At 54.0% G+C, this 24510-nt stretch carries 24 protein-coding genes; 2 read left to right on the top strand and 22 right to left on the bottom strand.

The window, feature by feature from the left end:
* Window positions 1-5: 5 nt before the first annotated feature.
* The 9 genes from QWF21_RS10670 to glyA all read right to left on the bottom strand — a co-directional run bounded on the left by QWF21_RS10670 (window position 6) and on the right by glyA (window position 7154).
* On the bottom strand, window positions 6-476 hold the full coding sequence (locus QWF21_RS10670; protein ID WP_330088038.1) for a phosphatidylglycerophosphatase A family protein: 471 nt from the start codon (window positions 474-476) through the stop codon (window positions 6-8).
* On the bottom strand, window positions 473-1438 hold the full coding sequence (thiL, locus tag QWF21_RS10665; protein WP_330088037.1) for a thiamine-phosphate kinase: 966 nt from the start codon (window positions 1436-1438) through the stop codon (window positions 473-475). The genes QWF21_RS10670 and thiL overlap by 4 nt, the downstream gene beginning before the upstream one ends.
* Before the next feature lie 35 nt (window positions 1439-1473).
* The gene (gene nusB, locus QWF21_RS10660) at window positions 1474-1887 is read right to left on the bottom strand and encodes a transcription antitermination factor NusB (RefSeq protein WP_330088036.1); all 414 of its coding nucleotides are present in this window, start codon (window positions 1885-1887) and stop codon (window positions 1474-1476) included.
* A 10-nt stretch (window positions 1888-1897) separates the two neighbouring features.
* Window positions 1898-2362: a 6,7-dimethyl-8-ribityllumazine synthase gene (gene ribH / locus QWF21_RS10655; protein WP_330088035.1), complete on the bottom strand. Its 465-nt coding sequence runs from the start codon at window positions 2360-2362 to the stop codon at window positions 1898-1900.
* 86 nt (window positions 2363-2448) lie between these two features.
* Window positions 2449-3558, bottom strand: coding sequence for a bifunctional 3,4-dihydroxy-2-butanone-4-phosphate synthase/GTP cyclohydrolase II (gene ribBA / locus QWF21_RS10650; protein WP_330088034.1), 1110 nt, complete (start codon window positions 3556-3558; stop codon window positions 2449-2451).
* 41 nt (window positions 3559-3599) lie between these two features.
* A complete protein-coding gene (locus QWF21_RS10645) occupies window positions 3600-4247 on the bottom strand; it encodes a riboflavin synthase (RefSeq protein WP_330088033.1) in 648 nt (215 codons plus the stop codon).
* A gap of 1 nt (window position 4248) precedes the next feature.
* Window positions 4249-5373: a bifunctional diaminohydroxyphosphoribosylaminopyrimidine deaminase/5-amino-6-(5-phosphoribosylamino)uracil reductase RibD gene (ribD, locus tag QWF21_RS10640; protein ID WP_330088032.1), complete on the bottom strand. Its 1125-nt coding sequence runs from the start codon at window positions 5371-5373 to the stop codon at window positions 4249-4251.
* Window positions 5370-5825 carry a transcriptional regulator NrdR gene (gene nrdR, locus QWF21_RS10635; RefSeq protein WP_330088031.1) on the bottom strand — a complete coding sequence of 152 codons (456 nt, stop codon included), beginning with the start codon at window positions 5823-5825 and terminating at the stop codon, window positions 5370-5372. The genes ribD and nrdR overlap by 4 nt, the downstream gene beginning before the upstream one ends.
* A 75-nt stretch (window positions 5826-5900) precedes the next feature.
* The gene (glyA, locus tag QWF21_RS10630) at window positions 5901-7154 is read right to left on the bottom strand and encodes a serine hydroxymethyltransferase (protein ID WP_330088030.1); all 1254 of its coding nucleotides are present in this window, start codon (window positions 7152-7154) and stop codon (window positions 5901-5903) included.
* A 249-nt stretch (window positions 7155-7403) separates the two neighbouring features.
* Between glyA and dinB the strand changes: the two genes are divergently transcribed.
* Complete coding sequence (gene dinB / locus QWF21_RS10625; protein WP_330088029.1) at window positions 7404-8456, top strand: DNA polymerase IV; 1053 nt, start codon at window positions 7404-7406, stop codon at window positions 8454-8456.
* A gap of 51 nt (window positions 8457-8507) precedes the next feature.
* Here dinB and QWF21_RS10620 read toward each other — a convergent pair whose 3' ends face one another.
* The 13 genes from QWF21_RS10620 to QWF21_RS10560 all read right to left on the bottom strand — a co-directional run bounded on the left by QWF21_RS10620 (window position 8508) and on the right by QWF21_RS10560 (window position 23174).
* Window positions 8508-8720: a cold-shock protein gene (locus QWF21_RS10620; protein WP_330088028.1), complete on the bottom strand. Its 213-nt coding sequence runs from the start codon at window positions 8718-8720 to the stop codon at window positions 8508-8510.
* Window positions 8721-8988: 268 nt separating this feature from the next.
* The gene (locus QWF21_RS10615; RefSeq protein WP_407935286.1) at window positions 8989-10323 is read right to left on the bottom strand and encodes a DEAD/DEAH box helicase; all 1335 of its coding nucleotides are present in this window, start codon (window positions 10321-10323) and stop codon (window positions 8989-8991) included.
* Window positions 10324-10380: 57 nt separating this feature from the next.
* A complete protein-coding gene (locus tag QWF21_RS10610; protein WP_330088027.1) occupies window positions 10381-11832 on the bottom strand; it encodes a phosphohexomutase domain-containing protein in 1452 nt (483 codons plus the stop codon).
* Window positions 11820-13259: a mannose-1-phosphate guanylyltransferase/mannose-6-phosphate isomerase gene (locus QWF21_RS10605; protein WP_330088026.1), complete on the bottom strand. Its 1440-nt coding sequence runs from the start codon at window positions 13257-13259 to the stop codon at window positions 11820-11822. The genes QWF21_RS10610 and QWF21_RS10605 overlap by 13 nt, the downstream gene beginning before the upstream one ends.
* Window positions 13256-14236, bottom strand: a complete 981-nt coding sequence (locus QWF21_RS10600; RefSeq protein WP_330088025.1) for a GDP-L-fucose synthase family protein — start codon at window positions 14234-14236, stop codon at window positions 13256-13258. Before QWF21_RS10600 ends, QWF21_RS10605 begins: the two co-directional genes overlap by 4 nt.
* Window positions 14223-15344, bottom strand: a complete 1122-nt coding sequence (gmd, locus tag QWF21_RS10595) for a GDP-mannose 4,6-dehydratase (RefSeq protein WP_330088024.1) — start codon at window positions 15342-15344, stop codon at window positions 14223-14225. The genes QWF21_RS10600 and gmd overlap by 14 nt, the downstream gene beginning before the upstream one ends.
* Window positions 15345-15375: 31 nt before the next feature.
* Window positions 15376-16134 carry a WecB/TagA/CpsF family glycosyltransferase gene (locus tag QWF21_RS10590; RefSeq protein ID WP_330088023.1) on the bottom strand — a complete coding sequence of 253 codons (759 nt, stop codon included), beginning with the start codon at window positions 16132-16134 and terminating at the stop codon, window positions 15376-15378.
* The gene (locus QWF21_RS10585; RefSeq protein ID WP_330088022.1) at window positions 16131-17267 is read right to left on the bottom strand and encodes a glycosyltransferase family 4 protein; all 1137 of its coding nucleotides are present in this window, start codon (window positions 17265-17267) and stop codon (window positions 16131-16133) included. Before QWF21_RS10585 ends, QWF21_RS10590 begins: the two co-directional genes overlap by 4 nt.
* Complete coding sequence (locus tag QWF21_RS10580) at window positions 17264-19306, bottom strand: glycosyltransferase (RefSeq protein ID WP_330088021.1); 2043 nt, start codon at window positions 19304-19306, stop codon at window positions 17264-17266. The genes QWF21_RS10585 and QWF21_RS10580 overlap by 4 nt, the downstream gene beginning before the upstream one ends.
* The gene (locus tag QWF21_RS10575) at window positions 19299-20534 is read right to left on the bottom strand and encodes a hypothetical protein (protein WP_330088020.1); all 1236 of its coding nucleotides are present in this window, start codon (window positions 20532-20534) and stop codon (window positions 19299-19301) included. The genes QWF21_RS10580 and QWF21_RS10575 overlap by 8 nt, the downstream gene beginning before the upstream one ends.
* A 159-nt stretch (window positions 20535-20693) precedes the next feature.
* Complete coding sequence (locus tag QWF21_RS10570; protein WP_330088019.1) at window positions 20694-21464, bottom strand: PEP-CTERM sorting domain-containing protein; 771 nt, start codon at window positions 21462-21464, stop codon at window positions 20694-20696.
* A gap of 398 nt (window positions 21465-21862) precedes the next feature.
* The gene (locus QWF21_RS10565) at window positions 21863-22267 is read right to left on the bottom strand and encodes a hypothetical protein (RefSeq protein ID WP_330088018.1); all 405 of its coding nucleotides are present in this window, start codon (window positions 22265-22267) and stop codon (window positions 21863-21865) included.
* 124 nt (window positions 22268-22391) lie between these two features.
* The gene (locus QWF21_RS10560; RefSeq protein WP_330088017.1) at window positions 22392-23174 is read right to left on the bottom strand and encodes a PEP-CTERM sorting domain-containing protein; all 783 of its coding nucleotides are present in this window, start codon (window positions 23172-23174) and stop codon (window positions 22392-22394) included.
* Between the two features lie 288 nt (window positions 23175-23462).
* On the opposite strand from QWF21_RS10560, the gene QWF21_RS10555 reads away from it, so the two are divergent.
* A partial coding sequence (locus QWF21_RS10555; RefSeq protein ID WP_330088016.1) for a GGDEF domain-containing protein occupies window positions 23463-24510 on the top strand: 1048 nt, incomplete at its 3' end.

Below are 24510 nucleotides of genomic sequence, written 5' to 3'. Positions count from 1 at the left end.
CCCAGTTATCCAAACCACCAAAACAAGCCGTGCAACACCAGACAAGCCATCACACCAGCTACAATATCATCCAACATAATACCATGACCACCGCCCACTTTTTGATCCAACCAGCGAATGGGCCAAGGCTTTACAATATCAAAGAAGCGGAACAACACAAAGCCCAGCAGTAGGTTCCAGGCCGACAATGGTACCAGGATCATGGTCACTGCCAGCCCGACGATTTCATCCCAGACAATGGCACCATGATCATGCACGCCCACATCACGTGCTGTCACCTCGCAGACATAAATGCCCAAAGCCCAGGCAGCCAGTACAATCAACAGATACAACCAAAGCGGACTTAACATCAAGCCAGCCACCAGCGGCACTGCGGCCAGGGTACCAAAAGTCCCCGGTGCTTTCGGCGCCAGCCCGGAGCCAAAACCAAGCGCCAGCAGATGTTGCCATTTTTTCAGATTAAACTGTGCTTTCATTTTTCGAAATGCTCAAAGCCCCGGTGTTCATAGGCAAAAGCTTCATTACCAGCTCGCAGCTCCAGCTTGCCGGCAGCGCCGGTGATCCGGCCAATGCAAGTAACGGGTACTCCATAAGGGGCCAGTAATACATCCAGCATGCTTTTTTTGCTTTCCGGCACCGTGAACAGTAACTCATAATCTTCACCACCCGATAAGGCAAGTGCTAAAGCCGTACTGCGATCACAGCTGTCTTTAAGGGCCTGCGACAATGGCAAACGCTCTACGTCCAGGCTAGCGCCAACAACAGAGCGATGCATCAGATGCTGAATATCCGAGTAAAGACCGTCCGACAAATCCATCGCACTGCTGGCAACCGTCCGTAATGCCTGCCCAATGGCCAGGCGAGCGGTCGGGTAGTGAAAACGCTGCAGAATATGGGCACGATGCTTCTTACTCACTTCGACCTGGCCCTGGCACAAACGCAGGCCCAAGCCAGCATCACCTAAAGTTCCGGTCACATAGATAAAGTCACCGACTTTGGCTCCTTGGCGGGTTAGCATTTTGCCATGCGGTACCTGGCCTTTGGCAACCACAGTGAAAGTCATAGGCCCACGGGTAGTATCCCCACCAACCAACTGGCAATCGTAGTAATCGGCCGTCTCACTGAAAGCTGCCGCAAAAGCAGCCAACCAGGCATCATCAACTTTAGGCAAGGTCATGGCCAGTGATAACCAGGCCGGCTCAGCGCCCATCGCCGCTAAATCACTGATATTCACGGCAACCAGCTTGTGACCCAAAGCTCTGGGATCCACATCCGGGAAAAAATGCGTGCCAGCCACCATGGTGTCGGTGGTCACTACCAGATCATAACCATCACGTAGTTGCAACACAGCACCATCATCCCCCACCCCAAGCAGCGTGTCTGTGCGTGCACGGCCAGAGTTGGCAAAATAGCGTTGTATAACTTCGAATTCACCCATAACAGAAAAAAGCCGGCTAGGGTGCCGGCTGTCCTTTAGTTTGGTCGCAGTGTGCGAACCGCTTTGTCCAGAATGCCGTTAACAAACTTGTGACTGTCGTCGGCAGCAAAGGATTTTGCCAGTTCGATGGCTTCGTTAATCACCACTTTGTAGGGCACATCCAGCCGGTACTTCATCTCATAGCCTGAGACACGCAAAATGGCTTTTTCTACCTGGTCAATTTCATCGAAAGGGCGATCTAAGAACGGCTTCAACAGCTCGTCCAGCGTTTGATGGTAACTAACCACACCACGCAACAGGTCCTGAAAATAGGCAACATCCAGCTGCTTCACGTTATTTTCTAACAGCAATTGCTGCTCAATGTCCTGAATCTTATTCTGGCTGAGCTGCCAACTGTAAATGCCCTGCACGGCTAACGAGCGTGACTTACGACGCGCATTGGGTTTCATTCAGGAGTCCTCACAACTGCTCAAGCAGGTTAACCATCTCAAGCGCAGACATGGCCGCTTCAGCACCTTTATTGCCAGCTTTGGTACCGGCGCGCTCAATGGCTTGCTCGATAGAGTCCACCGTCAACACCCCAAAAGCCACCGGCAAGTCTTGTTGCATCGCAACCTGACCAATGCCCTTGGTACACTCGGACGAGACGTACTCAAAGTGCGGCGTACCACCACGGATCACAGCGCCTAAGGCTATGATGGCATCGTATTTTTTGCTGGCAGCCACCCGTTGAACCGCCAAAGGCAGTTCAAAAGCACCCGGCACCCGAATCACGGTGATGTCTTCATCACGGACCTGACCAACACGTTTTAACGTATCAATAGCGCCTTGCAGCAAGCTTTCAACGATAAAACTGTTAAAGCGCGCCACTACCAGCGCAAACTTCTTATTCGGGGCAGTCATGCCTGCTTCAATTACCTGCATCTTGCAGCTCCAATTGGTTCAAATTCAAAATCGCCGCGTATGATACCACAACTGCGGCAAAGCCGAAGGATTATAGCAACAACCAACTAGTCGCAGACGTAATCCACTACTTCCAGCCCAAAGCCGGATAAAGCATGGTATTTTTTCGGTTTGCTCAATAAACGCATCTTACCAACCCCCAGGCTGGCCAGGATTTGTGACCCAACCCCTACGGTGCGGGAAGTTCCTTGCCATGGTGCCGACTTCGGTTGTTCGCCTTTGTCTTCGGCTTCAAAAGCCTGCACCATCCGTATCAGAGCTTCCGGGCTTTCGTGCTTGCCCAGCAGTACCAGCACACCGCCTTCATTCGCAATACGCTGCATGGCCTTGTGCAATGGAATGCTTCGATTGGCCGCACGGTCGGCCAGTAGCAAATCACTGAAGGTGTTGTGCAAATGCACACGAACCAGACAAGGCTCGTCGGCCTTAATGTCCCCTTTGACCAATGCAAAGTGGATCTGGTTATCAATGGTATCTCTGAACGTTACCAACTCAAAATCCCCGACATCGGTGCTAAGCTGGCAACGAGCAACCTGTTCAATGGTGGTTTCATTCAGGTTGCGGTATTCAATCAGATCGGCAATGGTGCCAATTTTGATGTGGTGCTTGGCCGCAAATTTTTCCAAATCCGGCCGCCGCGCCATGGTGCCATCCTCGTTAAGGATCTCAACAATCACAGCAGCAGGTTCAAGCCCTGCCATACGGGTCAGATCACAGCCAGCTTCGGTATGGCCGGCACGGTTCAGCACCCCGCCGTTTTGTGCTTTCAGCGGAAAGATATGACCAGGCTGGACAATGTCACTGGCTCGGGCATCGCGCGCCACTGCCGCTTTGACCGTACGGGCTCTATCGGCAGCAGAAATGCCCGTTGTCACGCCTTCTGCGGCTTCTATCGACAACGTAAAAGCAGTACTGAACTGCGATTTATTGCTATCGACCATCAACGGCAAATTCAATTGCTTGCAACGATCTTCGGTTAAGGTCAGGCAAATCAAACCACGGCCGTGCGTCGCCATAAAATTAATGGCCTCCGGCGTGACGTACTCGGCTGCCATCACCAGATCACCTTCGTTTTCTCTGTCTTCGTCATCCATCAGGATCACCATCCGCCCCTGGCGAATGTCTTCAATAATTTCTGCCGTGCTGTTTAATTGCATAAAGACCTTCTCAGACTCATCTTTTCAAAATATCGACCAGCTCAGATAAAACCGCGGGCCCGGAGTAAATCGGTACTGACACCAGCCATAGCAGGCGTCTTGTCTTGCAGTAAGCGTTCCAGATAGCGGGCAATCAAATCCACCTCCAGGTGCAACCGGCTACCCACCCGGGCCTGCTGCAGTGTCGTCACCAAGGCCGTATGAGGCACTATCGTCAGGCGAAAAGCATCCTGGGTTAACTCATTCACAGTCAGACTAATGCCATCCACGGTAATGGATCCTTTCTCGGCGATGTAACGGCTAAGCGCTGCTGGCATACTCAGCCACAGCTCCCAGCTGTCGGATGTTTTGTCGATAGCGCGGATCTGCCCCACGCCATCCACATGCCCACTCACCAAATGGCCGCCAAGCCGGCTACTCGGCAATAAGGCTTTTTCCAGGTTGACCCTTTGACCGCGCTGGTAGTCTGCAAACAAAGTACGGCTTAAAGTTTCAGCCGAAAGATCGGCCCGGAAGGCGTCGCCGTCGGTTGCAGTAACCGTCAGACAAACACCATTGCTGGCAATGCTGTCACCCAGCTTTACATCCGAAAAGTCCAGTTGTGGACTTTCAATCCAAAGCTGCATGCCCTGCCCTGTTTTGTGGCAGGAGCGAATAGAACCAATGGCCTCAATAATTCCGGTAAACATGCTATCCCCTGCCCTGTACTGTTGCAATAAAACGTACATCCGGCCCAAGCTGACGAATATCCTGCCATTGCAAAGCATAGGCTTGGGTCAAATCTGTAAATTCAGGACCATCCACCAAACCACGCGCCTGATCGCCCAGCAGCTTCGGCGCCTGATACAACCAGAACTCATCGACCAACTGAGCACGCATTAGTGAGCCCGCCAGGCGGGCACCAGCCTCGACCCAAATGCTGTTGATCCCATCCTGTGCCAACGCCAACATCAAAGCCGCCAGCTCAAAGTAGCCGTCCTCGCTGCATGGCACCAAGAGCGTTCTGGCACCAGCCAGAGCTAAAGCGGCAGAACCCGCTGGATACACCAGCACAATAGGCCCTGCTTGCTGAAACAGTGGCTCATTGCCAGTTAAGCGCTGTTGCCGGTCCAGCACAATACGCAACGGTTGGCGGTAGCTGCCATCCTGCAGTGGGGTGATGGCTGCACTGGCCTGTTCAGGCCGGAGGGTTAACCTGGCTCCATCCCGCAGCACGGTTTCAGCCGTAGATAACACCGCGCAGCTTTGCGCCCGTTGCCATTGCACATCGGCCCGGGCCTCTTTTGAGGTGATCCACTGGCTGGCACCATTTCGCAGCGCGGTTTTACCATCCAGGCTGGCTGCCAGCTTTAAGCGGACAAAAGGACGTTGCTGCTCCATACGGCTTAAAAAGCCGGCATTCAAGGCTCTGGCACTGCTGGCCATCAAGCCGCTTTGCACCTGAATACCTGCCGCCTGCAACAGCGCAACACCCCGGCCAGCTACCTGTGGATTGGGATCCTGCATCGCCATCACCACCCGGCGCACGCCAGCCTTGATTAAGGCTTCAGCGCAAGGAGGAGTCCGGCCATAATGGCTGCAAGGCTCCAGGGTGACATAACAATCGGCGCCGCGTGCCAGCTCTGCGGCTTGCTGCAAAGCCACGACTTCAGCATGGGGCCCACCCGCCTGATGATGGTAACCTTCGCCCACCACCACACCATCGTGCACCAGTACAGCGCCAACATTGGGATTGGGGGAAGTGGTAAAACGTCCTTTAGCCGCCAGCTCAATAGCGCGGGCCATAAAACGATGATCGTCGGCACTAAAGCTCACTGCTCATCTCCAAGCTTTGCAATGGCTTCGCCAAATTCACGGATGTCTTTGAAGGAACGGTAGACCGAGGCAAAGCGGACATAAGCGACTTTATCCAGCAGCACCAGCTCATCCATAATCAGGTTACCGAGCAACTGGCTACTGACTTCACGCTCCCCGGTGGCCCGCAGTTGTGATTTGACTTTGTTGATCAGTTGCTCTGTTTGTTCCGTTGCAACCGGTCGTTTTTCCAGTGAGCGTAGCAAGCCGCTGCGAAGTTTATCTTCATTAAAAGGCTCACGTGAGCCATCGCGTTTGACGATACGGGGCATCACCAGCTCAGCAGACTCAAAAGTAGTGAAGCGCTCATGACAGGCACCACATTCCCGTCGACGCCGAACCTGATGACCATCAGCGACCAATCGGGAGTCAATGACTTTGGTCTCGTCTTTCCCACAAAAAGGGCAAAACATGCTTAGTTTTCCTCTAAACGCTTGCTAATGGCAAAATGGCCGCAATAGCGGCCATTTTAGCATGAAAATCAAGCTTTAGGCATAGACTGGTAGCCGGCCACACAGCTCAGCAACCTGAGCCCGCACCCGGTCAACCACCGACTCATCGCCCATGTTGTCCAAAATATCGCAGATAAAATCAGCCACCAGGCGCGCTTCTGCTTCTTTAAAGCCGCGACGGGTAATGGCCGGGGTGCCAATACGCAGACCGCTGGTAACAAATGGTGAGCGTGGATCATTCGGCACCGAGTTCTTATTCACCGTGATATGAGCACGGCCTAACGCAGCATCTGCATCTTTACCGGTGATGTCTTTGTTGATCAGATCAACCAGGAACAGATGGTTTTCGGTACCACCAGAGACAATGGTGTAACCGCGCTTGATCATCTGATCACACATCGCCTGAGCGTTCACCACAACTTGTTGCTGGTATAGCTTAAATTCTGGTTCCAGTGCTTCTTTAAAGGCTACAGCTTTGGCCGCAATCACATGCATCAGCGGGCCACCCTGGCTGCCAGGGAATACGGCTGAGTTCAGTTTTTTCTCAATGGCTTCATTGCTGCGGGCCAGGATCAGGCCGCCACGCGGTCCAGCCAGGGTTTTATGAGTGGTGGTGGTCACTACGTCAGCAAAAGGCACCGGGTTCGGGTACAAACCTGTTGCAACCAGACCGGCTACATGCGCCATATCCACCAACAGATAAGCACCTACTTTATCTGCAATGGCACGGAAACGTTGCCAATCAACAATGCCTGAATAAGCAGAAAAGCCAGCGATAATAAGTTTGGGTTTGTGTTCCAAAGCCAGTTGCTCGGCCTGATCGTAATCAATCACTCCGGTCTCCGGGTGCAACCCATATTGTACAGACTTGTACAATTTGCCAGAAGCGCTCACCGTAGCGCCGTGGGTTAAATGACCACCGTGCGCCAGGCTCATGCCTAAAATGGTGTCGCCGGCTTCCAGCAATGCCAGAAACACCGCTGAGTTGGCCTGAGAACCAGAATGCGGTTGCACGTTAGCGTAATCGGCACCAAACAACTCCTTCGCCCGGGCAATGGCTAAATCTTCGACGATATCAACATGCTCACAACCACCGTAGTAGCGCTTGTGCGGGTAGCCCTCGGCATACTTGTTGGTGAGCTGAGTCCCCTGAGCCTGCAACACACGCGGGCTGGCATAGTTCTCAGAGGCAATTAACTCGATGTGATCTTCCTGGCGCTGAGTTTCATCAGCAATGGCTTGCCACAGTGCTGGATCATAATCGGCAATATTCATATCACGCTTCAACATAGGTTCTCCCGCGGCGTAGGTGCTACGCTTAGTTCATAGTAAGGCTTAGCCTGAAATGCGGCCTATTCTACCCGCAAAAGCATCAGGATGCACCCAGATTTTAGCCATCTAAACATCCAAGCTGTATTTTAAATGCTGTGGCTGTGCAAAAATCCGCACAACCCTGTGCATTTTTACCAACACTGCTTGCATTTTACACAGCCCCACCTAAAATACTGTATATCCATACACCACTTATGGCAGACTCTGATGCAACGTAAAATCATACACATCGATTTGGATTGCTTTTTTGCTGCTGTCGAAATGCGGGACAATCCTGCTTTGCGGGATCAACCGATAGCGGTCGGCGGCAGTACCAGCAGCCGCGGTGTGATTGCTGCTTGCAATTACCCGGCCAGAGCGTTTGGAGTTCGCTCCGCCATGCCGACCGCTCAGGCATTAAAACTATGTCCACACCTACAGTTGCTGCCGGGCAGGATGCACGCCTACAAAACGGCCAGTCGTCAGGTGATGGACATCCTGCGGCGCTTTTCCAGCACAATTGAACCGCTGTCACTGGATGAAGCCTATCTGGATGTGAGCAACAGTGCGCAGTTTCAGGGCAGTGCAACCCGTATCGCCGAGGCCATTCGTCACAGCATTCAGACAGAAACCGGTTTGACTGCCTCTGCCGGTGTGGCCCCAAACAAATTCTTAGCCAAAATTGCCAGTGATGAACGCAAGCCCGATGGGATTTTTGTTATTTGCCCACAACAGGTATCCGCCTTTGTGGCCAGGCTAGCGGTCCAAAAAATTCCGGGCATAGGGCCAAAGACGGCGGCTCGTTTGCATGATATGGGGGTGCACCATTGCCCGGACCTGTTTAAAATCCCATTAGCCCGACTGATACGGCAATTCGGTGCCTTTAGTCAAACCCTGCTTGAGCGCTGTCAAGGCCTGGACCAGCGCCCGGTTAGTGCCGAGCGGGTGCGTAAGTCGGTTGGTGTAGAGCATACCTATGCGCAGGATAAATGCAGCTTGCAAGATTGCGAAGCCGAATTGCCTGCTTTGCTGGAAACCCTGCAGCAACGCCTGGAGCGGCACCGGGCCACTCCTTTGGTGCACAAGCTTGCCGTCAAACTAAAGTTTCACGACTTCCAGCAAACCACGGTAGAGCAGCAGTTGCAAACCCCCGATCTGGCGGCACTACGATCGCTGCTGGTCACTGCCTGGCAGCGTGGCAAAGGCCGGCCGGTACGTTTGATTGGTTTGCAAGCTGGCCTGGCTGAGCACGATAAAAAACAGTTGCAGTTAGAGCTTTAGCCAATAAAAAACCAGCGACAAGCGCTGGCTTTATCTGCAATTTATTCCGGCTTAGGATACTACCGTCACATTTTCAGCCTGAGGCCCTTTTTGGCCTTCAACAATCTCAAAAGTCACTTGCTGACCTTCTTGTAAACTCCGACGCCCGCTGCCATTGATGGCCCGATAGTGCACAAATACATCTTTGCCACCTGCACGCTCGATAAAACCAAAGCCTTTGTCTTCGTTAAACCACTTGACGGTACCGGTAATTAGATCTGACATAACTCTCTCTTACATTAACTTGAGATGACCAGCACACTGGCCATGAATAAACCTTGTAAACAATCAGCCATCAAGTGAGACAGCAACTCCGGCTACTCAGCCAGCCACTACACCCAAAGGACTACCAGACAACCGGATTGGTAGATTCTGATCTTCTTGGTGCCCGCTGAAGCTACACCTTGCGGGCACTGCAACCTGGTCAAGGCCTTGCTGCAGTACCTCAAAATGAGTGTAGCACCGAATTCCCGGAAAGTTGATGAATACCCTATTAATTTTTTTTCCGCCGAACAGGGATATTGCCATCATCACCGGCTTCAAACGTTTTACGACCGGCAGGCTTACTGTCCGGGGTCTGTCCGGTTTTTTTGCTGGTAAGCCGGGCTGGGCTCGCACTGCTCTTTTTGGTCTTGCTTTGCTTAGCTTGCTTGGTTGCCGAAACCTGTGGCTGGCCAGTAAAACGGGCTGGCAACGAGTCAATCACCGAAAACTGCACCGGCTGGCGGAAAAAAGCCTCCAGCAACTGCAAACTCTGCCAATCTTTCGGGCCCACCAACGAAATGGCCTGGCCTTGCATCCCGGCACGGCCGGTCCGGCCTACCCGATGCACATATTCTTCGGCAAACTTGGGCAAATCGAAATTCACCACATGCGACACCTGCAACAAATCCAAACCGCGTGAAGCAACATCGGTCGTGATTAAGATCTGATACTTGCCCTTAGCGAAGTCCTGCATCACGCTATTGCGCTTCGCCTGGCTTAATTTGCCGCTCAACCCTATCGCCTGATAACCCAGCCTGGCACACCAATCCGGCAAACGCTCTGTATCCGCTCTGGTGGCTGTAAAAATAATGACCTGCCGTAACTCAGCGGCATGTTGCAGCAGATGCGACAGCAAGGCTTCTTTGTGGCTAAGATTGTCGCACAGGTAGAAATCTTGCTTAATATCGGCATGCTGCTGATGGGCATCATCGGTGGTAATGCGGTGCGGTTTGCGCAGCAGTGCCAATGCCAGCTCATTCACATCAATATGATCCAGCGTGGCCGAGAACAACAGCGTTTGCCGCAACCGGTGGGAGGCCGCTTTATGAATGGTAAGCAATTCATTGGCAAAGCCTAAATCCAGCATCCGGTCGGCTTCATCCAGGATCAACAGTTCCAGCCCCTGCAGGAAAATAGAACGATGTGCCAGGTGATCGCAAAAACGGCCAGGGGTGGCCACAATGATCTGTGGCTGACGTTTTAGCTGCTTTTCCTGATCGTTAAAGTTTTCACCGCCCAGCAGCAAAACCGCCTGGATGGGGGTATTGGCAATCAACAAGCGCAGCTGGCCATACACCTGTTTCGCCAACTCACGAGTCGGTGCCAGGATCAGGGCACGGGCATCCTGACGTGACAAAGGTTTGCTGCGAAGCAAACGCTGCATCATCGGCAGCAGGTAGGCCAGTGTCTTACCAGAGCCGGTGCGGGACGACACCAGCAAATCTTTGCCGGTCAGTACTGCAGGGATGGCCTCTTGTTGTATTTCTGTCGGTTGGGTAAAACCAAGATGCTGCATCGAACGCAGTAATCTTGGATCCAAAGCCAGGTCGGCAAATGGGATCATGGAGTCTCCTTTGGTATCTGGCTCTTAGTATACCGTAATTTGCAGCCTGCAGCCGGGCTAAAACGACAGCAGACGAATGGCCGGGTAGCCTTGGGCCATGGCGTGCTGTACCATAGCCAACTTTGCTGCCAGCAATGCAGCATCGCCGCGTACTTCCACATTCAGCCGCAGCATTGGCTCTGTCGTTGATTGACGCAGATTAAAGCGCCAGTTGTCACAGCCTATGCTCAGGCCATCCTGCTCAGAAAGGCTCAACGCTTGTGCCTGAAATCGCGTTTTCAGGTACTGCAGCAAAGCAGGCACTTGCTCACAGTGGTAATTGATCTCATCCGATACCAGGTAATGAGCCTGCCACGGTGCCAACATAGCCGCCAGTGACAAAGCCTGCTGCTCCAGCTGTTGCAACACCAGTAATAATGGAAAGACACCGCTATCGCAAAAGCCCAGCGCTTTAAAGTAGTGGTGGCCGCTGTTTTCACCGGCATACACCGCATCGTGTTCCCGCATGCATTGCTTGATAAACACATGACCAGCCCGGCTGAATACCGGTTCGCCACCGGCAGCCAGAACCCCTTGCTCAGGCCCGAGGCAAGCACGCTGCTCCAGCACCACCTTACCGCCTTCAGCCGGCAAGCACCATTGACTGAACAAACTAATCAGGTAATAACTATCAATAAAGTGGCCGCGGTGATCAAAAAAGAAACAGCGATCGGCATCGCCATCAAAAGCAATCCCCAGATCGGCCTGATGCGCCAGCACCGCATCTGCTGTCTGCTGTCGTTGCCAGCTAAGCAGCGGATTAGGCACTCCGGTCGGGAAGCGGCCATCCGGCTCTGCATGCAGCAAAACCAACTGCAGTGGCCAGCCAGCGGCGGTCGCTTCTGCCGCCAGCTGTTGCATCAAAGGCCCGGCCACACCATGCCCGCAGTTCACTACCACGGTACGTTGCTGCTGCAATTGCAGGCCAAGCAAGCCAATCAGGTGTTGTAAATAGCGGCTATGGGTTAATGAGGGTGCCAGCAGCGTCACTGGCTGCTCACGCGAGGCTGGCAGCGCCGCACCGACGTGCCTTATTTCGTTGCCCCCCAGCTCCAGATACGACTCGGCCCGTTGTTTTATCGCCGGCAAACACAGCACAGGATCCAGCGGCACAGCTCCGGCAGACACCAGTTTCATGCCATTCTCATGCGCCGGATTGTGGCTGCCGGTAATCATCACCCCATCCAGTTGCTGTTGCTGGCTGACAAAGTACAGCTGCTCTGTAGCCACCAGGCCAAGATCCAACACCCTGGCACCGGCAGCCACCAGGCCGGCGATCACCGCATCTTTTAGTGCCGGGCTACTTAAACGGGCATCGCAACCGACGGCCACTGCAGTCGAGCCAAGCTGTTCAACCAGAGCTTTGGCAATCGCATAAGCAATCACAGGGGTTAGTGCTGTTGTGGTATCACCTCGGATATCGTAGCGCTTAAAGCAACTCAGCTGTACCACCCGGCTCAGTCTCCCCACTCATTGCGGCCATACACATCCTCAAAGCGCTGGATATCATCTTCGCCCAGATAAGCGCCGGTTTGCACTTCAATCAACTGCAGGGTGTCCTGGCCGGTATTCTCCAACGCATGGCGGCTACCCGCCGGAATGTAAATCGATTGATTGGCACTCAACTGACGACTCACACCATCCAGCTGCACCCTGGCTTGTCCTGCGACAACGACCCAGTGCTCTGAGCGGTGCTGATGCAGCTGCAACGACAAGCGCCCACCAGGACGCACGCTGATGCGTTTCACCTGATACTGCGATCCGGCATCAATCAGCTCGAAATGTCCCCAGGGCCGGTAGGTCACCACACTGCTGCCAGCTTCACTGATGCCGCTGGTTTTCAGATCGGCCACCACCTGCCGCAGCGCCTGATCATCCTGCCTGTCGGCCACCAGCACCGCATCCTTCGTTTGAATCACCAGCAAGTTCGACACACCGTACGCCACCAGCACCCCATGAGTGCTGTACAACAGGTTCGCATCCGCGGCCAGGGCTCGAACTTTGCCATAACTGGCATTTTGCCGGTCATCTTTGCTGAGCTGTTGCCACAGGGCATCGTAACTGCCTAAATCACTCCAGCCAGCCTGCAGCGGCACCATCACCGCGTTATCTGTCTGCTCCAGCACCGCGTAATCGGCTGCCATTGCCGGGCAAGCCGCATAGTCGGCAGCAGCCACCCGGATAAAATCCAGATCAGGTTGCCGGGCCTGCCAGGCCTGTTGGCAGCATTGATGGATCTGCGGTTGAAACTGCAACAATTGCTGTAAATACACCCCGGGTTGCACCATCAGATTGCCACTGTTCCAGTAACAATCACCGGCTTGGAGCAACTTGGCTGCCAACTCCGGGGCTGGCTTTTCAATAAAGCGCTGAACCGCATAGCCCTGAAATCCCTGCACCGTCCCGGATACAGCAGCTCCTGCCTGAATATAGCCGTAACGGCTGTTCGGGCCGTCGGGCGCAATTCCATACAGCACAATAGCCCCGCGCTCTGCCAGCGGCCTGGCACAAGCAGCCGATGCCAGGAAGGCATCCAACTGGTCCATGCAATGATCGGCGGCCAGTACCAGCATCGGTCCCGTTCCCTGCTGCTGAGCGTACAAAGCGGCCAAAGCCATAGCCGCGGCGGTGTTTTTACCTTCGGGTTCCAAAATAATAGCGGCATCCATGCCAATAGCCTGCATCTGCTCTGCTACCCGGAAACGATAGGCTTGATGCGTGACCACCACAGGAGGAGCAAACAGCGGTGAGCGAACCCGCTCCGCCGCCTGCTGCAGCAAGCTAAGTTCAGTCCCGGGCACCAGTGCGAGAAACTGTTTTGGACAGTGTTGCCGCGACAAAGGCCACAATCGATCGCCTGTGCCACCAGCCAGGATCACAGGTTGCAACAGGCTCATGCCTTCACCCCGCGCAATTGTGACTGAGACAGATACCACTGATAGGTATGCGCCAATCCTTGCCGTAAGCTGAATGCCGGCCGCCAGCCCAGCCGGTGGATACGACTGGAATCCAGGCGTTTACGCGGCGTCCCATCCGGTTTGCTGGTATCAAACACCAACCGGCCCTGATAGCCAATCACCTCCGCCAACAACTGCACTAAATCTGCAATCGACACCTCATCATCCGATCCGATGTTCAGATGCTCAGGCCCCGAGCCAAGCAACTGCTGATAATCGGCCTGAGGCAGTTGCATCAATTGCACCAGCGCCACGGCCAGATCATCGACATGCAAAAACTCCCGTAGCGGACGACCGCTGCCCCACACCTGCAACTCGGCTTGCTGCTGTACTTTGGCCAGATGCATCCGGTGCATCAGGCCGGGGATCACATGGCTGGCACCCGGCGCATAGTGATCACCTGGCCCGTACAAATTGGTTGGCATTGCGGTGCGAAAATCCGTGCCGTACTGACGGTTAAACGCCTGACACAACTTAAGGCCGGCAATTTTTGCAATGGCATAGGCTTCGTTGGTGGGCTCCAGCGCCCCGGTTAACAGGGCGTCTTCCGTCACAGGCTGCTGGGCCAGGCGCGGATAGATGCAACTGGAACCCAGCACCATCACGCGGGCCACGCCGCAGCGCCAGGCGGCATCCACCACCTGAGTGACGATTTGCAGATTTTGCAGTAAAAAGTCGGCAGGTTGCTGGCTATTGGCCAGGATCCCCCCCACTTTGGCTGCCGCCAGATAGATGTGGTCTGGCTGCTGCTGTTGCACAAAGGCCAGGGTAGCGGCCTGGCTGGTTAAATCCAGCTGTTGCCGGCTGGCGGTGAGCAAGCGGATCCCCGGCTGTGCCGCCAGTTGCCGGCACAAAGCCGCCCCCACCATGCCCTGATGCCCAGCAACCCAAACGCGCACCGGCTTAGTCCCGGTCATAGCTACGCCCACAGAAACCGTGCTGGCGCAACAACGCCTGCTGCTGTGCTTCGGCAATATCGTGCTGCATCATCTGTTGACACAATTGGATAAAGCTACAAGACGGGCGCCAGTTGAAGGTCCGATGGGCTTTGCTGGCATCGCCCAGCAATGAATCCACCTCAGCCGGCCGGAAGTAGCGCGGATCGACCCGCACCAACACATCCCCCACCTTCAAAGCCGGAGCCCGCTCCGGGCAGGCAGTTCGCACCCGGCCGGTTTCAGCACAGCCTTCGCCACTGAACTCAAGCTCAATCCCCAGCTCTGTAGCGCATTGCTGCACAAAATCCCGCACTGAATGTTGTTGTCCGGTCGCCAGCACAAAGTCATCGGCTTGCTCTTGCTGCATCATCCGCCATACCAACTCCATGTAATCGGCCGCATGCCCCCAATCACGCCGGGCATCCATATTGCCCAGATACAAACACGACTGCAGGCCATATGCCATGGCGGCAAAGGCACGGGTTATCTTGCGTGTCACAAAGGTTTCACCCCGGCGCGGTGATTCGTGATTAAACATAATGCCATTGCAGGCATACAGGCCATAGGCTTCACGATAATTCACCGTGATCCAATACGCATACAACTTCGCCACCGCATAAGGTGAGCGCGGATGAAAAGGGGTGCTTTCCCGTTGCGGCGATTCCTGCACCAGCCCATACAGCTCCGATGTCGATGCCTGAAAAAAGCGGCATTGGGTCAGCCCGGCAGCACGAATCGCCTCCAGCAAGCGCAGCGTACCCAGCGCATCCACATCGGCGGTGTATTCAGCCGATTCAAAAGAAACCGCCACATGGCTTTGGGCCGCCAGGTTATAAACTTCATCCGGCCTGATTTCTGCCAGCAAACGCATCAGACCCGAGCTATCGGTCATATCGCCATAATGCAGAATAAGCTTTGGATCCGGCGTGTGCGGATCCTGGTACAAATGATCGATCCGCTGCGTATTAAAGGACGAGGCGCGCCGCTTCAGGCCATGCACCTGATAGCCCTTCCCCAATAACAGCTCGGCCAGATAAGAGCCATCCTGCCCGGTAATGCCGGTAATCAATGCCTTTTTTTCGGTCATACCCTTCCCTGAATTCAAGATACAAAATGCATTACTGAAGTTTACCGCGAATCCATTGCCAAAAGAACAACAGCATAAAACGAGGATTGTGTTTCAGATAACGCCAGCTTAAACGCACCGGCTCGTGCCACCAGCGATGCAACCATTCCAGGCCGGTTGTTTGCATCCAGCGCGGTGCCTCTGCCCGTGCGCCGGCCAAAAAGTCAAAAGCAGCACCCACTCCACACATCAGCACCGGCAAAGCAGTCGCATCAGCCATCCAGCGCTCTTGCTTGGGACAGCCAAGCCCGACCAATAACAGTTGCACTCCGGCATCACCAATGGCTTGGTGCACCGTCAAACGCTCCTGCTCAGTTAACGCCCGAAAAGGTGGTGCATAGCGGTACACCACCTGCAAACCGGGATTCTGCGCACAAAGCTGCTGTTCCAGCCGTGCTAACAGAGCATCGTCGCTGCCACCGTACAAACCCAGCCGGATTTGCTGCTGTGCAGCCATGGCGCAGATGGCTTGCACAAAATCCACCCCACGGATTTGCTCGGTTGGCGGCGAGCTGGCTGGCAGCAACAGCCGCTGCGCCCAATAGACCGGGCGGCCATCAGCCAGCACCAGGGCTGCCTGATTGACCAGAGCGGCAAAATCGGGCTGATCCCAGGCTTCCATGCACATATGCACATTCGCCAGACAAACGTAGCCGGGATGGGGCCTGAGCAGCAATTGCTGGCACGCGGCCAGAGCGCTGCTCAGCGTATGAGGGTCTACCTGCAAACGCAGTACCGCCACCGGCTTCATCGCAGACCTGCCTGTCGTGCAGACACGGTGCGATACAGTGTCATTAACGCAGCCGCGTGCCGGGCCGGGCTGAACTGCTGCTGCCAACAGGCACGGGCATTGTGCCCCAGAGCTGCCAACTGCTCAGGGTTCGATAGCAGCCCCGTTAACTGCCGGCGCAAATCCGCCGCATCGCCCGGCACAAACCAGGCTCCGTTGTAATCCGGCTGCACCCACTCGGTTAAAGCACCATGGGCAGCAACCAGGCAGGGTTTGCCTGCCGAAAAAGCTTCCATCACGACATTCCCAAAGGTTTCACACACCAACGAAGGCACCACGACCACCGCTGCCTCCTGATACAGGGACTTTAATGCGTCCCCTTGCAGATAACCACAAAATTCCGGCTCTGCAGGCAAAGCACTGCAGGGTGCTATGCCCACTATTTTTAAGGGCAGCGGCATATCAGACCAATGCTGAGCCAGCCAGTGCAGCCCTTTCTCTGGTCCTGAGCGCCCAACCGCCAGGGCATAGTGCCCCACAGGCATCACCCTGTCGGCAACCGGCTCACAGGCGTGCGGCAACATCTTTAGCTTATCGGCGGCAAAGCCCGCCCGCAGATATTGCTGGCGCACAAATTCCGACGGGCAAATAAAAGCATCCAGCTGCGACCAGAACCGGCGGTAACGGGCTACCAAAATAAAAGCCACCAATGCCAGAGTGCGCAGTCGTGATTGCTGGTAGGCTCCCGTCATCACCTGACGCCACCACAGCCGCCACCGCCCACGCAGTGGCAACTCCCCAGTCAGGGTTGCGGCTGGTACCAGCGGGCGAAAATTATGCAACGTCATCACCACCGCAATACCTCGTTGCCGGGCAGGTTGGCAAATGGACGGTGAAAGCGCAGGAAAAACATTGTGCAAATGCACCACATCGTAGGCTTTGCTATCCAGGCGACTGGCCAGCTCACGGCATGCTTGTCGGTGATGCAGCATCGAAAGCAGTGTTTTTAATCCGCTTTGCTGTCCGGACAGTGCCGGCAGCAACCAGGTATCCACTTCGCAACCGGCAGCTTTAAGCAGCCTGGCTTCGCGCTCCACCACTTGTTCTTCGCCGCCTGCTTGCCGGTAACACTGATGAATTTGCAGGACTTTCATGCCAAATCCCCCAGCAGGCAGGCCTGGATCCCATCGCTGAATGCAGTCACCATAGCTGGCAGACTGTAGCGTTCAGCACTGTGTTGTGCCTGCTGCACCAGTTGCTGGTAACGCTTTGGCTGCTGCCAAAGCTCCACGATCGCATCCGCCAGTGCCTCTGGCGTTGCCGCCGTCATCACCCCATTCACACCCGGCTCCAGGTAACAGATTTCCGGGCTGTGATTCGGCTGGCTGGCGCAGACAAAAGGCACCCCGGCCGCAAAGGCATCCAGAATTGCCAGGCCAACCAGGCCCGGATGCAGTACAAAATCCGCCTCGGCATAGGCCCTGGCTTTGTCGGCACCGAAACAGGCGCCACGATAATCCAGCCAGGCCGGAGCAGGCTGCAACAAGGGTGCCGAGGGGCCATCCCCCAACACAATTAAGCGCTGTAACTGACCGCGTTGCTGCAGCAAATCGGCCGTAGCCAGCAATAAATCGATACGCTTTTCCGGATACAGGGCACCGCAAAACAGCAGTACCAACCGGCTATCGCTGGCACCTGCTGGCCCTGCCTGCCGCTCTTTTCGCAGCAAGCGGACCTGGCTGGCCAGTTCGCTGGTATCCAGACTGTTGTTTAATACACTGATACGCGCTTTGGGCATGCCCTGCCCGGCCGCATACTCTGCCACCGGCCCGGTATAGGCAAAAAACCAGTCGGTTTTCGTCAGCAGGGCCCGCTTTATTTTGTCTTTCAGGTCCGGCTGCTGCTTTTGATGATGGTAGCCATGGCCCCACCAGGCCAAACGAGGCAAACGCCCCAGCCGTCGCTGCAACAACAACCAGTAATTTAACAGATGCCGGTTGGCCTGCTCCAGGATCACCAGTTGCTGTGGATGGTAGGAAGGACAACTCTGCCAGGTCAAAGGCCCCAGCCGCCGCAACGGCACTTCACAGCAATAGGATGGCAAGGCCTGTTGGCACTGATCGGCCTTGGCAGCTTCCACCCCATCGGCCTTACTGAACAAGAGCTGCAAGGCGATGCCGCGCTGCGCCAGTTCGGCCTGCAACTGGTTGAATAACGGCAACCGATACTGCTTCAACACCTGCTGCACGATCACCACTCTGGGCCGCTCGTCCAGCTCCCGGGCTGGCACCGCAATGCTACGCAACCACAACCCGGGAAAAACACCACGCAGGGCAGCTTTTAACCAAAGCAAGGGCCACAAAGGGCCACCATGGCGGCGAACAAACAACTGCCACTCCGGCAACGGCGGCCAGGCGGTTGGTCGCTGCAACATGGCTTTACGCACCACCAATGGCAAGCGACCATCCCGCACACCACCAGCTACGCCATTGGCGGCGCACTGGCCAAAGGCACCGGGAGCCTGTAACAGCTGGTAACCGGCTTTTTGCAACCGAAAACCATAATCGTAATCGCCCATCGCATGGGTATAACGGGATGACAAAATACCCATCTTTGCGGCCACCGGATGGGGGATTAAGCAGCAATTGCCATTCATGCCATCCAGGTACTGGACAGCTTCAGAGACTGCCAGCAAAGGCCCCATCTGCAGGGGTAACCAGCCATAGCGACTGCGGCGGCCGCCATAGGTCACCTCGCCGCTGGCAGGGCAGATCATGGCACCAAGTACAGCCCCCACTAAAGCAGGTGTTTTTTGCTGTTGATAGCAGTGCAGCAAGCGCGTAATGGCATCGGGCTGCAGCAGCACATCATCATTCAACCAGAGGTAAAAGTGGTGCGAGCCGGTCAGTGCCTGCTGCCAGGCCAACCGCATCCCCCCGTTCCAGTATAGCCCGCCGGTCCCCTCAATCACATGCGCCTGGGGGAACTCTGTCCGCACAGCTGCGGCCGTGCCATCGGGGCTGTTATCATCCACCAGGTACAGCTGCAGCTCGCTATTCACAAGCTGCTGACTGAACAAGCGCTGCAAACAACGAAGGGTTGTCTCTTTGCGATTATAGCAGGCCATCAGCACAGCAATCCGTACCGGGCCAGCGTCATCGGCAAAGCTATTAGCAGCTATCGATTCAACCATGAGCAACCTGACGTTGCAGCAAAGCACAATGCTGTTGCAGGCGCACCAGCAGCCAACACTCGGCCAAAACCACCACCATTAAAGACCAGACTACGCCAAACACCATCATCACCAACACACTCAACGGAATCACCCATACAGCGGCCTGCCAAGCGGTCCGGGCCAAAAAAGCAAAAGCATCACGAGCCTGCAGTTGTGCCGTAAAACCACTGCGAAAGACACGAAAAAAACAAAGCACTGCCATCAAAACACCTGCCAGTTGCCACTGGCCGATGCTGCTGCTATCGCTCCAGAGCCACTCTGGCTGCAGCCCCATTAGCCAGGCAGCCAGTAGCACATTAGCGCCCAGTGCAGCCAGGGCAAACACAAAAAATCGCCGCTGCAACTGCTGAAACAACCCATCATTCTGAGCTAACAGGGCCTGGCGCATAGCAGGACGCTCCGTCTGCTGCAAACTCTGTTGCACTACCACTACCGGACGAAACAGCAGTGCGGCGGCGGCCAGGGGCGCGAAAGCCAGCGGACCAAACAACAAAGCCGCAAAATAACTGTGTGCATTGGCGGCCGCTTCCGAGGCCAAAGTGCCGGAGAGTGCCGGCCTGCCCTGCCCCCGCCAGCCCTGACGCAGCCTTAACCAATCGGGTTTCGCCTGCACAGGCCACAAAGTACGCCAAAAATAGCTGCCGGTGGCAACACAACCCAACAATGCCGCCGCAAGGTTCACCGCCAATAGTGTGGATAACTGTACAGCGTCAAACCACCACAACACTGCCACACCAGTTAGCAACACCACTGCAGAGCATGCATCGCTGGCAACGGCATGCAGCAGTTGCCCATGGAGTTGAGCCAGGCCACGGGCATACCAGCGCACACTATGAAAGAAAATAGCGCCGCCAGCCAACAGCGCAGGCCCATCCCTTATCAGCCAGACACAGAGTAGCGCCTGCACCAAAGCAAAAATAACACTTAAAGCCAACTGCAAACGTGCGTATGCACTCAGTAAAGCTGCATTCTGGCTGGCCAGCTGGATCAGCAATGGTGATAACAGCAAAGCCGACACCACCCCCAACATCAAACCTTGCACCAATTGCAACGCAGCAAAAGTACCGTACTGCGTCAGGGAACCAGCCAGCAACAGGGCCAGCGCCTGCACCAGTGCCGCACCAGCCAGCGCACCCTGAGCCACTATACTGCTCACTGCTTTGATGCTGTTGCCATCATGCCGCATACCGGGTTCCATGCAGATGCAAGCCGGCCAAAGCAGCCGTCTGATGCCGCTGGCTTGCAGTCAAAAAAGCTAGCATACGCTTTCACTAAAGAAGGGGGAACAGAAGTTAAGAAAAAAACCGGCACAATGGCCGGTTTTTTGTGTAAAGAAAGCAGACGCTTAGCGGCGACGGCCTAACAGCAAGCCAGCTAAGGCCAAACCAAACAGACCTAAAGTGGCTGGTGCAGGCACTGCAACCAGGCTTACGTTATCCAGCATAGCACCACGGCCACTGCCGTCTGAGGTCCAGTTACCATTATCCAACTGACGGACATAGTCACCAAAGGCGCCGAAACCAATGAACATGGTGTCACTGGTGGCTTGCAGCATGTAAGATACCGAGAACCACTGCGCATCTTCGCTTTGTTCAATCATGCTAAGTACAATCGAATCAGCCAGAGAAGCTTCATCTTCGCCCCAGAAGACGTTCAGGCCGTTTTCATTCTCGTTGTTGGTACGGATGCCGTAAGCAAAGGTCAGCTCATACCACTGGCCAATAGCCAGACCGTTCAACTGTTGGTAAATACCAGCGTTGCTACCAGTTGGGTTGGCAACCTCAAAGTGGCTATCCAAATCAACATAAAAATCACCATGTGCCGGTGCAAAACCACCGCCAACAGCATTCTGCCCTTGAATTTCAATGCCGTTACCATACAGCAGGTTCCAACCTGGTAACTGGTTAAATACACCCCAGCCGCCTGAGTTACCATCTGCAGTGCGGATCACCTCGGCATCGCAGGATGCATAAGGTGCATGCGTATATTGAGCAAGACAGTCAGCGCTGCCTGGGGTCTGTTCAAAACTACCGTTAGAAATAAGAGAAGCATGCGCACTGAAAGATAGCGCAGCAACAGTAGCAACCAGCGTAGGCAAAAGTTTTTCACGGAACATAGATACACTCCATTGTGCAAAAATAAGAAGAGAGCTTAAACTTACTCAGATTTAAAGCAAAATACATGCCACACATTAAGCTGCTGTTTTCAAAGAGTTTTAACAAATAGGAATTTTATGCCTGTAAAGAAGCCTGACAAATCAGCCTTTTTTTATATAAGTCGACTAAAAGCGTTCATTTAACCCGGTAAAAAAACTGAAACCTTCGCTTCAGAACGTTTTTTTCGCAGAAAAAAGGAAAAACAAAAAATCCAAGCCACTGAAAAAAAATAACAAAAAACCAAACAGATCAAAATGCAAGCTTTCATGCAAAGATGTTAATAAAGCACGAAAATAAGTAGTTTCTAATCAGTTGGACACAGCGGATGCACTCAAGAGGCCAGCACCGCCAGCATCGGTTAGTGCGTGATAGTGTCCCGACGGCGATACAAGAGTGCCAGGCCGGTAAACAGCCACCAAATAGCACAGCCTATCCCCCAGCCTAAAGCAGACCAGCCAAAATCGGCTAGTTGTGATGCACGCAATACAGAAAAACGCTGCATGCTTTCATCCAATGCAAACAGCATCAGACAGCTGCCCCAAAACAACCACTGCCAAGACTTTGACCAACGATACAGCCGCAGCAGCAAAGCGATACACAAAGGCAGCAATGCCCCTACCAGCACATGCATCTGAGCATGGCCGCCAAGAGCACGGATAAAACCTCTTGCAGCCTCATTGGACGCAGGCAAATACATCAGCAATACCAGGCAAGCAATGCCGGCCAGCAGCAGCGCACTGCAAGCGCGAAGAAAAAACAGCATAGGCTCGGGCTTCCCTACCAGAAATAAGTAACAAAACACCGACTAGTTTACTGGTTTTTGCAAATAAAAACACGCGCACTGTGCAGTGCGCGTGCATTGATTTGCCAATAAGGTTGCGTCTTAATCAGGCAGTTTTGCGACTCAGGCGCAAACCAAGCAGGCCGGCAGCAAGTAATAAAAAGCTGGCAGGCGCCGGTACCGGGGTTGGCTCAGTTTGATCACCAACATAGGTGATCAGGTTTTTAGTCAGCTCTTGCGAGTTTGGTAAATCAAATTGATTCATCATGAAGTTCACATCCAGGATGGTGGTCAGGCTACCTGCCATAGCGTTGGCCAAAGTGCCTACACTAAACGCCAGACCAGAACCCTGAGCACCATTCGCCGTGGAGGTAATCCACTGGCCGGCACCAGTACCATCAAAGCAACCGGCAGCATTGTAGCTTACCTGTGATACCGCATTTGGGCCATCAAAAGGGGCGTGTACAACCTGATTACTTTGGCAGTTTCCCTGAAAGCCAACAGAACCACCACCTAACAAGTCGATCAGCGACAGGATAGAGTTATTACGCGCCATAAAACCTGAGTTTTCACCCATCAAGAATAAGCCGCCGCCATTACTCAGATAATTTTGGTAGGTGTTAAAAGAACCAGCGTCCAGTGCCGCCCCATTGAAGAAACGTACATCCCAAACCTGAGCATAGCCTGATAAATCGGCCAGCAGATGGTTGCTAACGGTGACTGTATTTCCAACAGCTTCATGTAAGAAGGTCAGATTGTTAGTAACAGCAGCGGTGGTATGTACTTCTGAGGTTTGATCCGCACCATTGATAATTAAAATAGGCCCTGCGCTAACGATACCGGAAAATGCCAGACCAACAGCACAAACTACAGGCTTTAATAACTTCATACTTCCTCCATAAAGGTGATTGTTTTCATCAACATTGACCCGGCACACTTAGCAAGATAAGTGCCACAATTTAATTACTCTAAAATCATAAACTTATCAGCAACAATCATCTTGTGGTAACTGATGCTGTAAAATTAACTGACGTTGTGTAACTTAGGGATGTGAACAGATGCTAGCTGCCTGTTGCTGCCTTGTCCCTACATCCGCCGCTGCCAACATGACAAAAGCTCCTGCCCCTGTTATACTCTTAACATAATAGCAACTGCCTGGCGTAAGATAAAAAATCACATGGATGCGTTTACTTTACAGGTCGTAAATATCGCCGTTGCTTTGGTAATGACGATCACCATGGCTGGTTTGTTGTTGGCAACCCCAAAAGATCAAAGCTTGCTGCATTGGTTTTTTGCTGCCATGTCGTTTTTAGCCTATTCAGCCCTAAGTTTCAGTTATAGCCCAGATCATTGGCCTTACTGGGCCGGCCCGGCATTAGGAAACACCTTACTGGTGGCCAGCTATTTGTTGCTGCTCAGCGGTATCGCGATGTTTTTTCAGCGCCCGTACCGCAAGCGAACTCTGACCATCGTTTTGCTCCTGATCTACGGCGCCAATCTATTACCCTTTGCACAAGCAGACTTGCTGCATAGAGTCCTACTTAACTACCCGCTGCTGCTATTGCTTAATATGCTCAGTCTTTACTACTTACTCAGCAAAGCCACCTTTGAAACAGCCCGGGCTGCGCTGCTACTTAATATCGTGTTAGTTCTTAACATGATGCAGCTGAGCCTGCGGTTTACCGCCTTTTTGCAACAGCAGCTTGGGGCACAACCGATACTGACCCCGGAGCATTGGTTCAGCATTGGGACCATGGCGGTTATGTTGTTTATGTTGATGGCGATGGTAGGTTGTGTCCTGCTGCTGGTACGGCAAAAGACTCTGCAACTGCAAACCTTACTGGAAACAGATCCTTTAACTGGCTGGCTAAATCGCCATTACCTGGAAAAGCGGCTGGATAGTGAGTGGCATCGCTGTCAACGCGAACAACAGCCCTTTAGTGTGCTGGTATTTGATATTGATCATTTTAAACAGGTAAATGATCAGCATGGCCACACTGTGGGCGATCGCGTTTTGCAACACATTACTCAACTGGCAAGGCAACAGCTGCGCGATTACGATTTATTGTTCCGTATGGGTGGTGAGGAGTTTGTCGCCGTCTTGCCTGGGGTACCAGGCGCCAACCTGCAGCAGATTTGTGAGCGTTTGCGACAACATATCGCCACAGCGGCAACACCAGCACCGCTATCCACACCGCTCAGCATCAGTATAGGATGCGCCGTAC

The sequence above is a fragment of the Alkalimonas mucilaginosa genome, from assembly GCF_036327005.1.
GTDB lineage: Bacteria > Pseudomonadota > Gammaproteobacteria > Enterobacterales > Alteromonadaceae > Alkalimonas > Alkalimonas mucilaginosa.
Note: the sequence above shows the minus strand (reverse complement) of the source record. Positions and strands in the feature narration are given on the sequence as shown.

Excerpts from the sequence above, each read along its gene's own strand:
- QWF21_RS10670 (WP_330088038.1), bottom strand. The coding sequence starts at position 476 with ATGAAAGCACAGTTTAATCTGAAAAAATGGCAACATCTGCTGGCGCTT.
- thiL (WP_330088037.1), bottom strand. The coding sequence starts at position 1,438 with ATGGGTGAATTCGAAGTTATACAACGCTATTTTGCCAACTCTGGCCGT.
- nusB (WP_330088036.1), bottom strand. The coding sequence starts at position 1,887 with ATGAAACCCAATGCGCGTCGTAAGTCACGCTCGTTAGCCGTGCAGGGC.
- ribH (WP_330088035.1), bottom strand. The coding sequence starts at position 2,362 with ATGCAGGTAATTGAAGCAGGCATGACTGCCCCGAATAAGAAGTTTGCG.
- ribBA (WP_330088034.1), bottom strand. The coding sequence starts at position 3,558 with ATGCAATTAAACAGCACGGCAGAAATTATTGAAGACATTCGCCAGGGG.
- QWF21_RS10645 (WP_330088033.1), bottom strand. The coding sequence starts at position 4,247 with ATGTTTACCGGAATTATTGAGGCCATTGGTTCTATTCGCTCCTGCCAC.
- nrdR (WP_330088031.1), bottom strand. The coding sequence starts at position 5,825 with ATGTTTTGCCCTTTTTGTGGGAAAGACGAGACCAAAGTCATTGACTCC.
- glyA (WP_330088030.1), bottom strand. The coding sequence starts at position 7,154 with ATGTTGAAGCGTGATATGAATATTGCCGATTATGATCCAGCACTGTGG.
- dinB (WP_330088029.1), top strand. The coding sequence starts at position 7,404 with ATGCAACGTAAAATCATACACATCGATTTGGATTGCTTTTTTGCTGCT.
- QWF21_RS10620 (WP_330088028.1), bottom strand. The coding sequence starts at position 8,720 with ATGTCAGATCTAATTACCGGTACCGTCAAGTGGTTTAACGAAGACAAA.
- QWF21_RS10615 (WP_407935286.1), bottom strand. The coding sequence starts at position 10,323 with ATGATCCCATTTGCCGACCTGGCTTTGGATCCAAGATTACTGCGTTCG.
- QWF21_RS10605 (WP_330088026.1), bottom strand. The coding sequence starts at position 13,259 with ATGAGCCTGTTGCAACCTGTGATCCTGGCTGGTGGCACAGGCGATCGA.
- QWF21_RS10600 (WP_330088025.1), bottom strand. The coding sequence starts at position 14,236 with ATGACCGGGACTAAGCCGGTGCGCGTTTGGGTTGCTGGGCATCAGGGC.
- gmd (WP_330088024.1), bottom strand. The coding sequence starts at position 15,344 with ATGACCGAAAAAAAGGCATTGATTACCGGCATTACCGGGCAGGATGGC.
- QWF21_RS10590 (WP_330088023.1), bottom strand. The coding sequence starts at position 16,134 with ATGAAGCCGGTGGCGGTACTGCGTTTGCAGGTAGACCCTCATACGCTG.
- QWF21_RS10585 (WP_330088022.1), bottom strand. The coding sequence starts at position 17,267 with ATGAAAGTCCTGCAAATTCATCAGTGTTACCGGCAAGCAGGCGGCGAA.
- QWF21_RS10580 (WP_330088021.1), bottom strand. The coding sequence starts at position 19,306 with ATGGTTGAATCGATAGCTGCTAATAGCTTTGCCGATGACGCTGGCCCG.
- QWF21_RS10575 (WP_330088020.1), bottom strand. The coding sequence starts at position 20,534 with ATGCGGCATGATGGCAACAGCATCAAAGCAGTGAGCAGTATAGTGGCT.
- QWF21_RS10570 (WP_330088019.1), bottom strand. The coding sequence starts at position 21,464 with ATGTTCCGTGAAAAACTTTTGCCTACGCTGGTTGCTACTGTTGCTGCG.
- QWF21_RS10565 (WP_330088018.1), bottom strand. The coding sequence starts at position 22,267 with ATGCTGTTTTTTCTTCGCGCTTGCAGTGCGCTGCTGCTGGCCGGCATT.
- QWF21_RS10560 (WP_330088017.1), bottom strand. The coding sequence starts at position 23,174 with ATGAAGTTATTAAAGCCTGTAGTTTGTGCTGTTGGTCTGGCATTTTCC.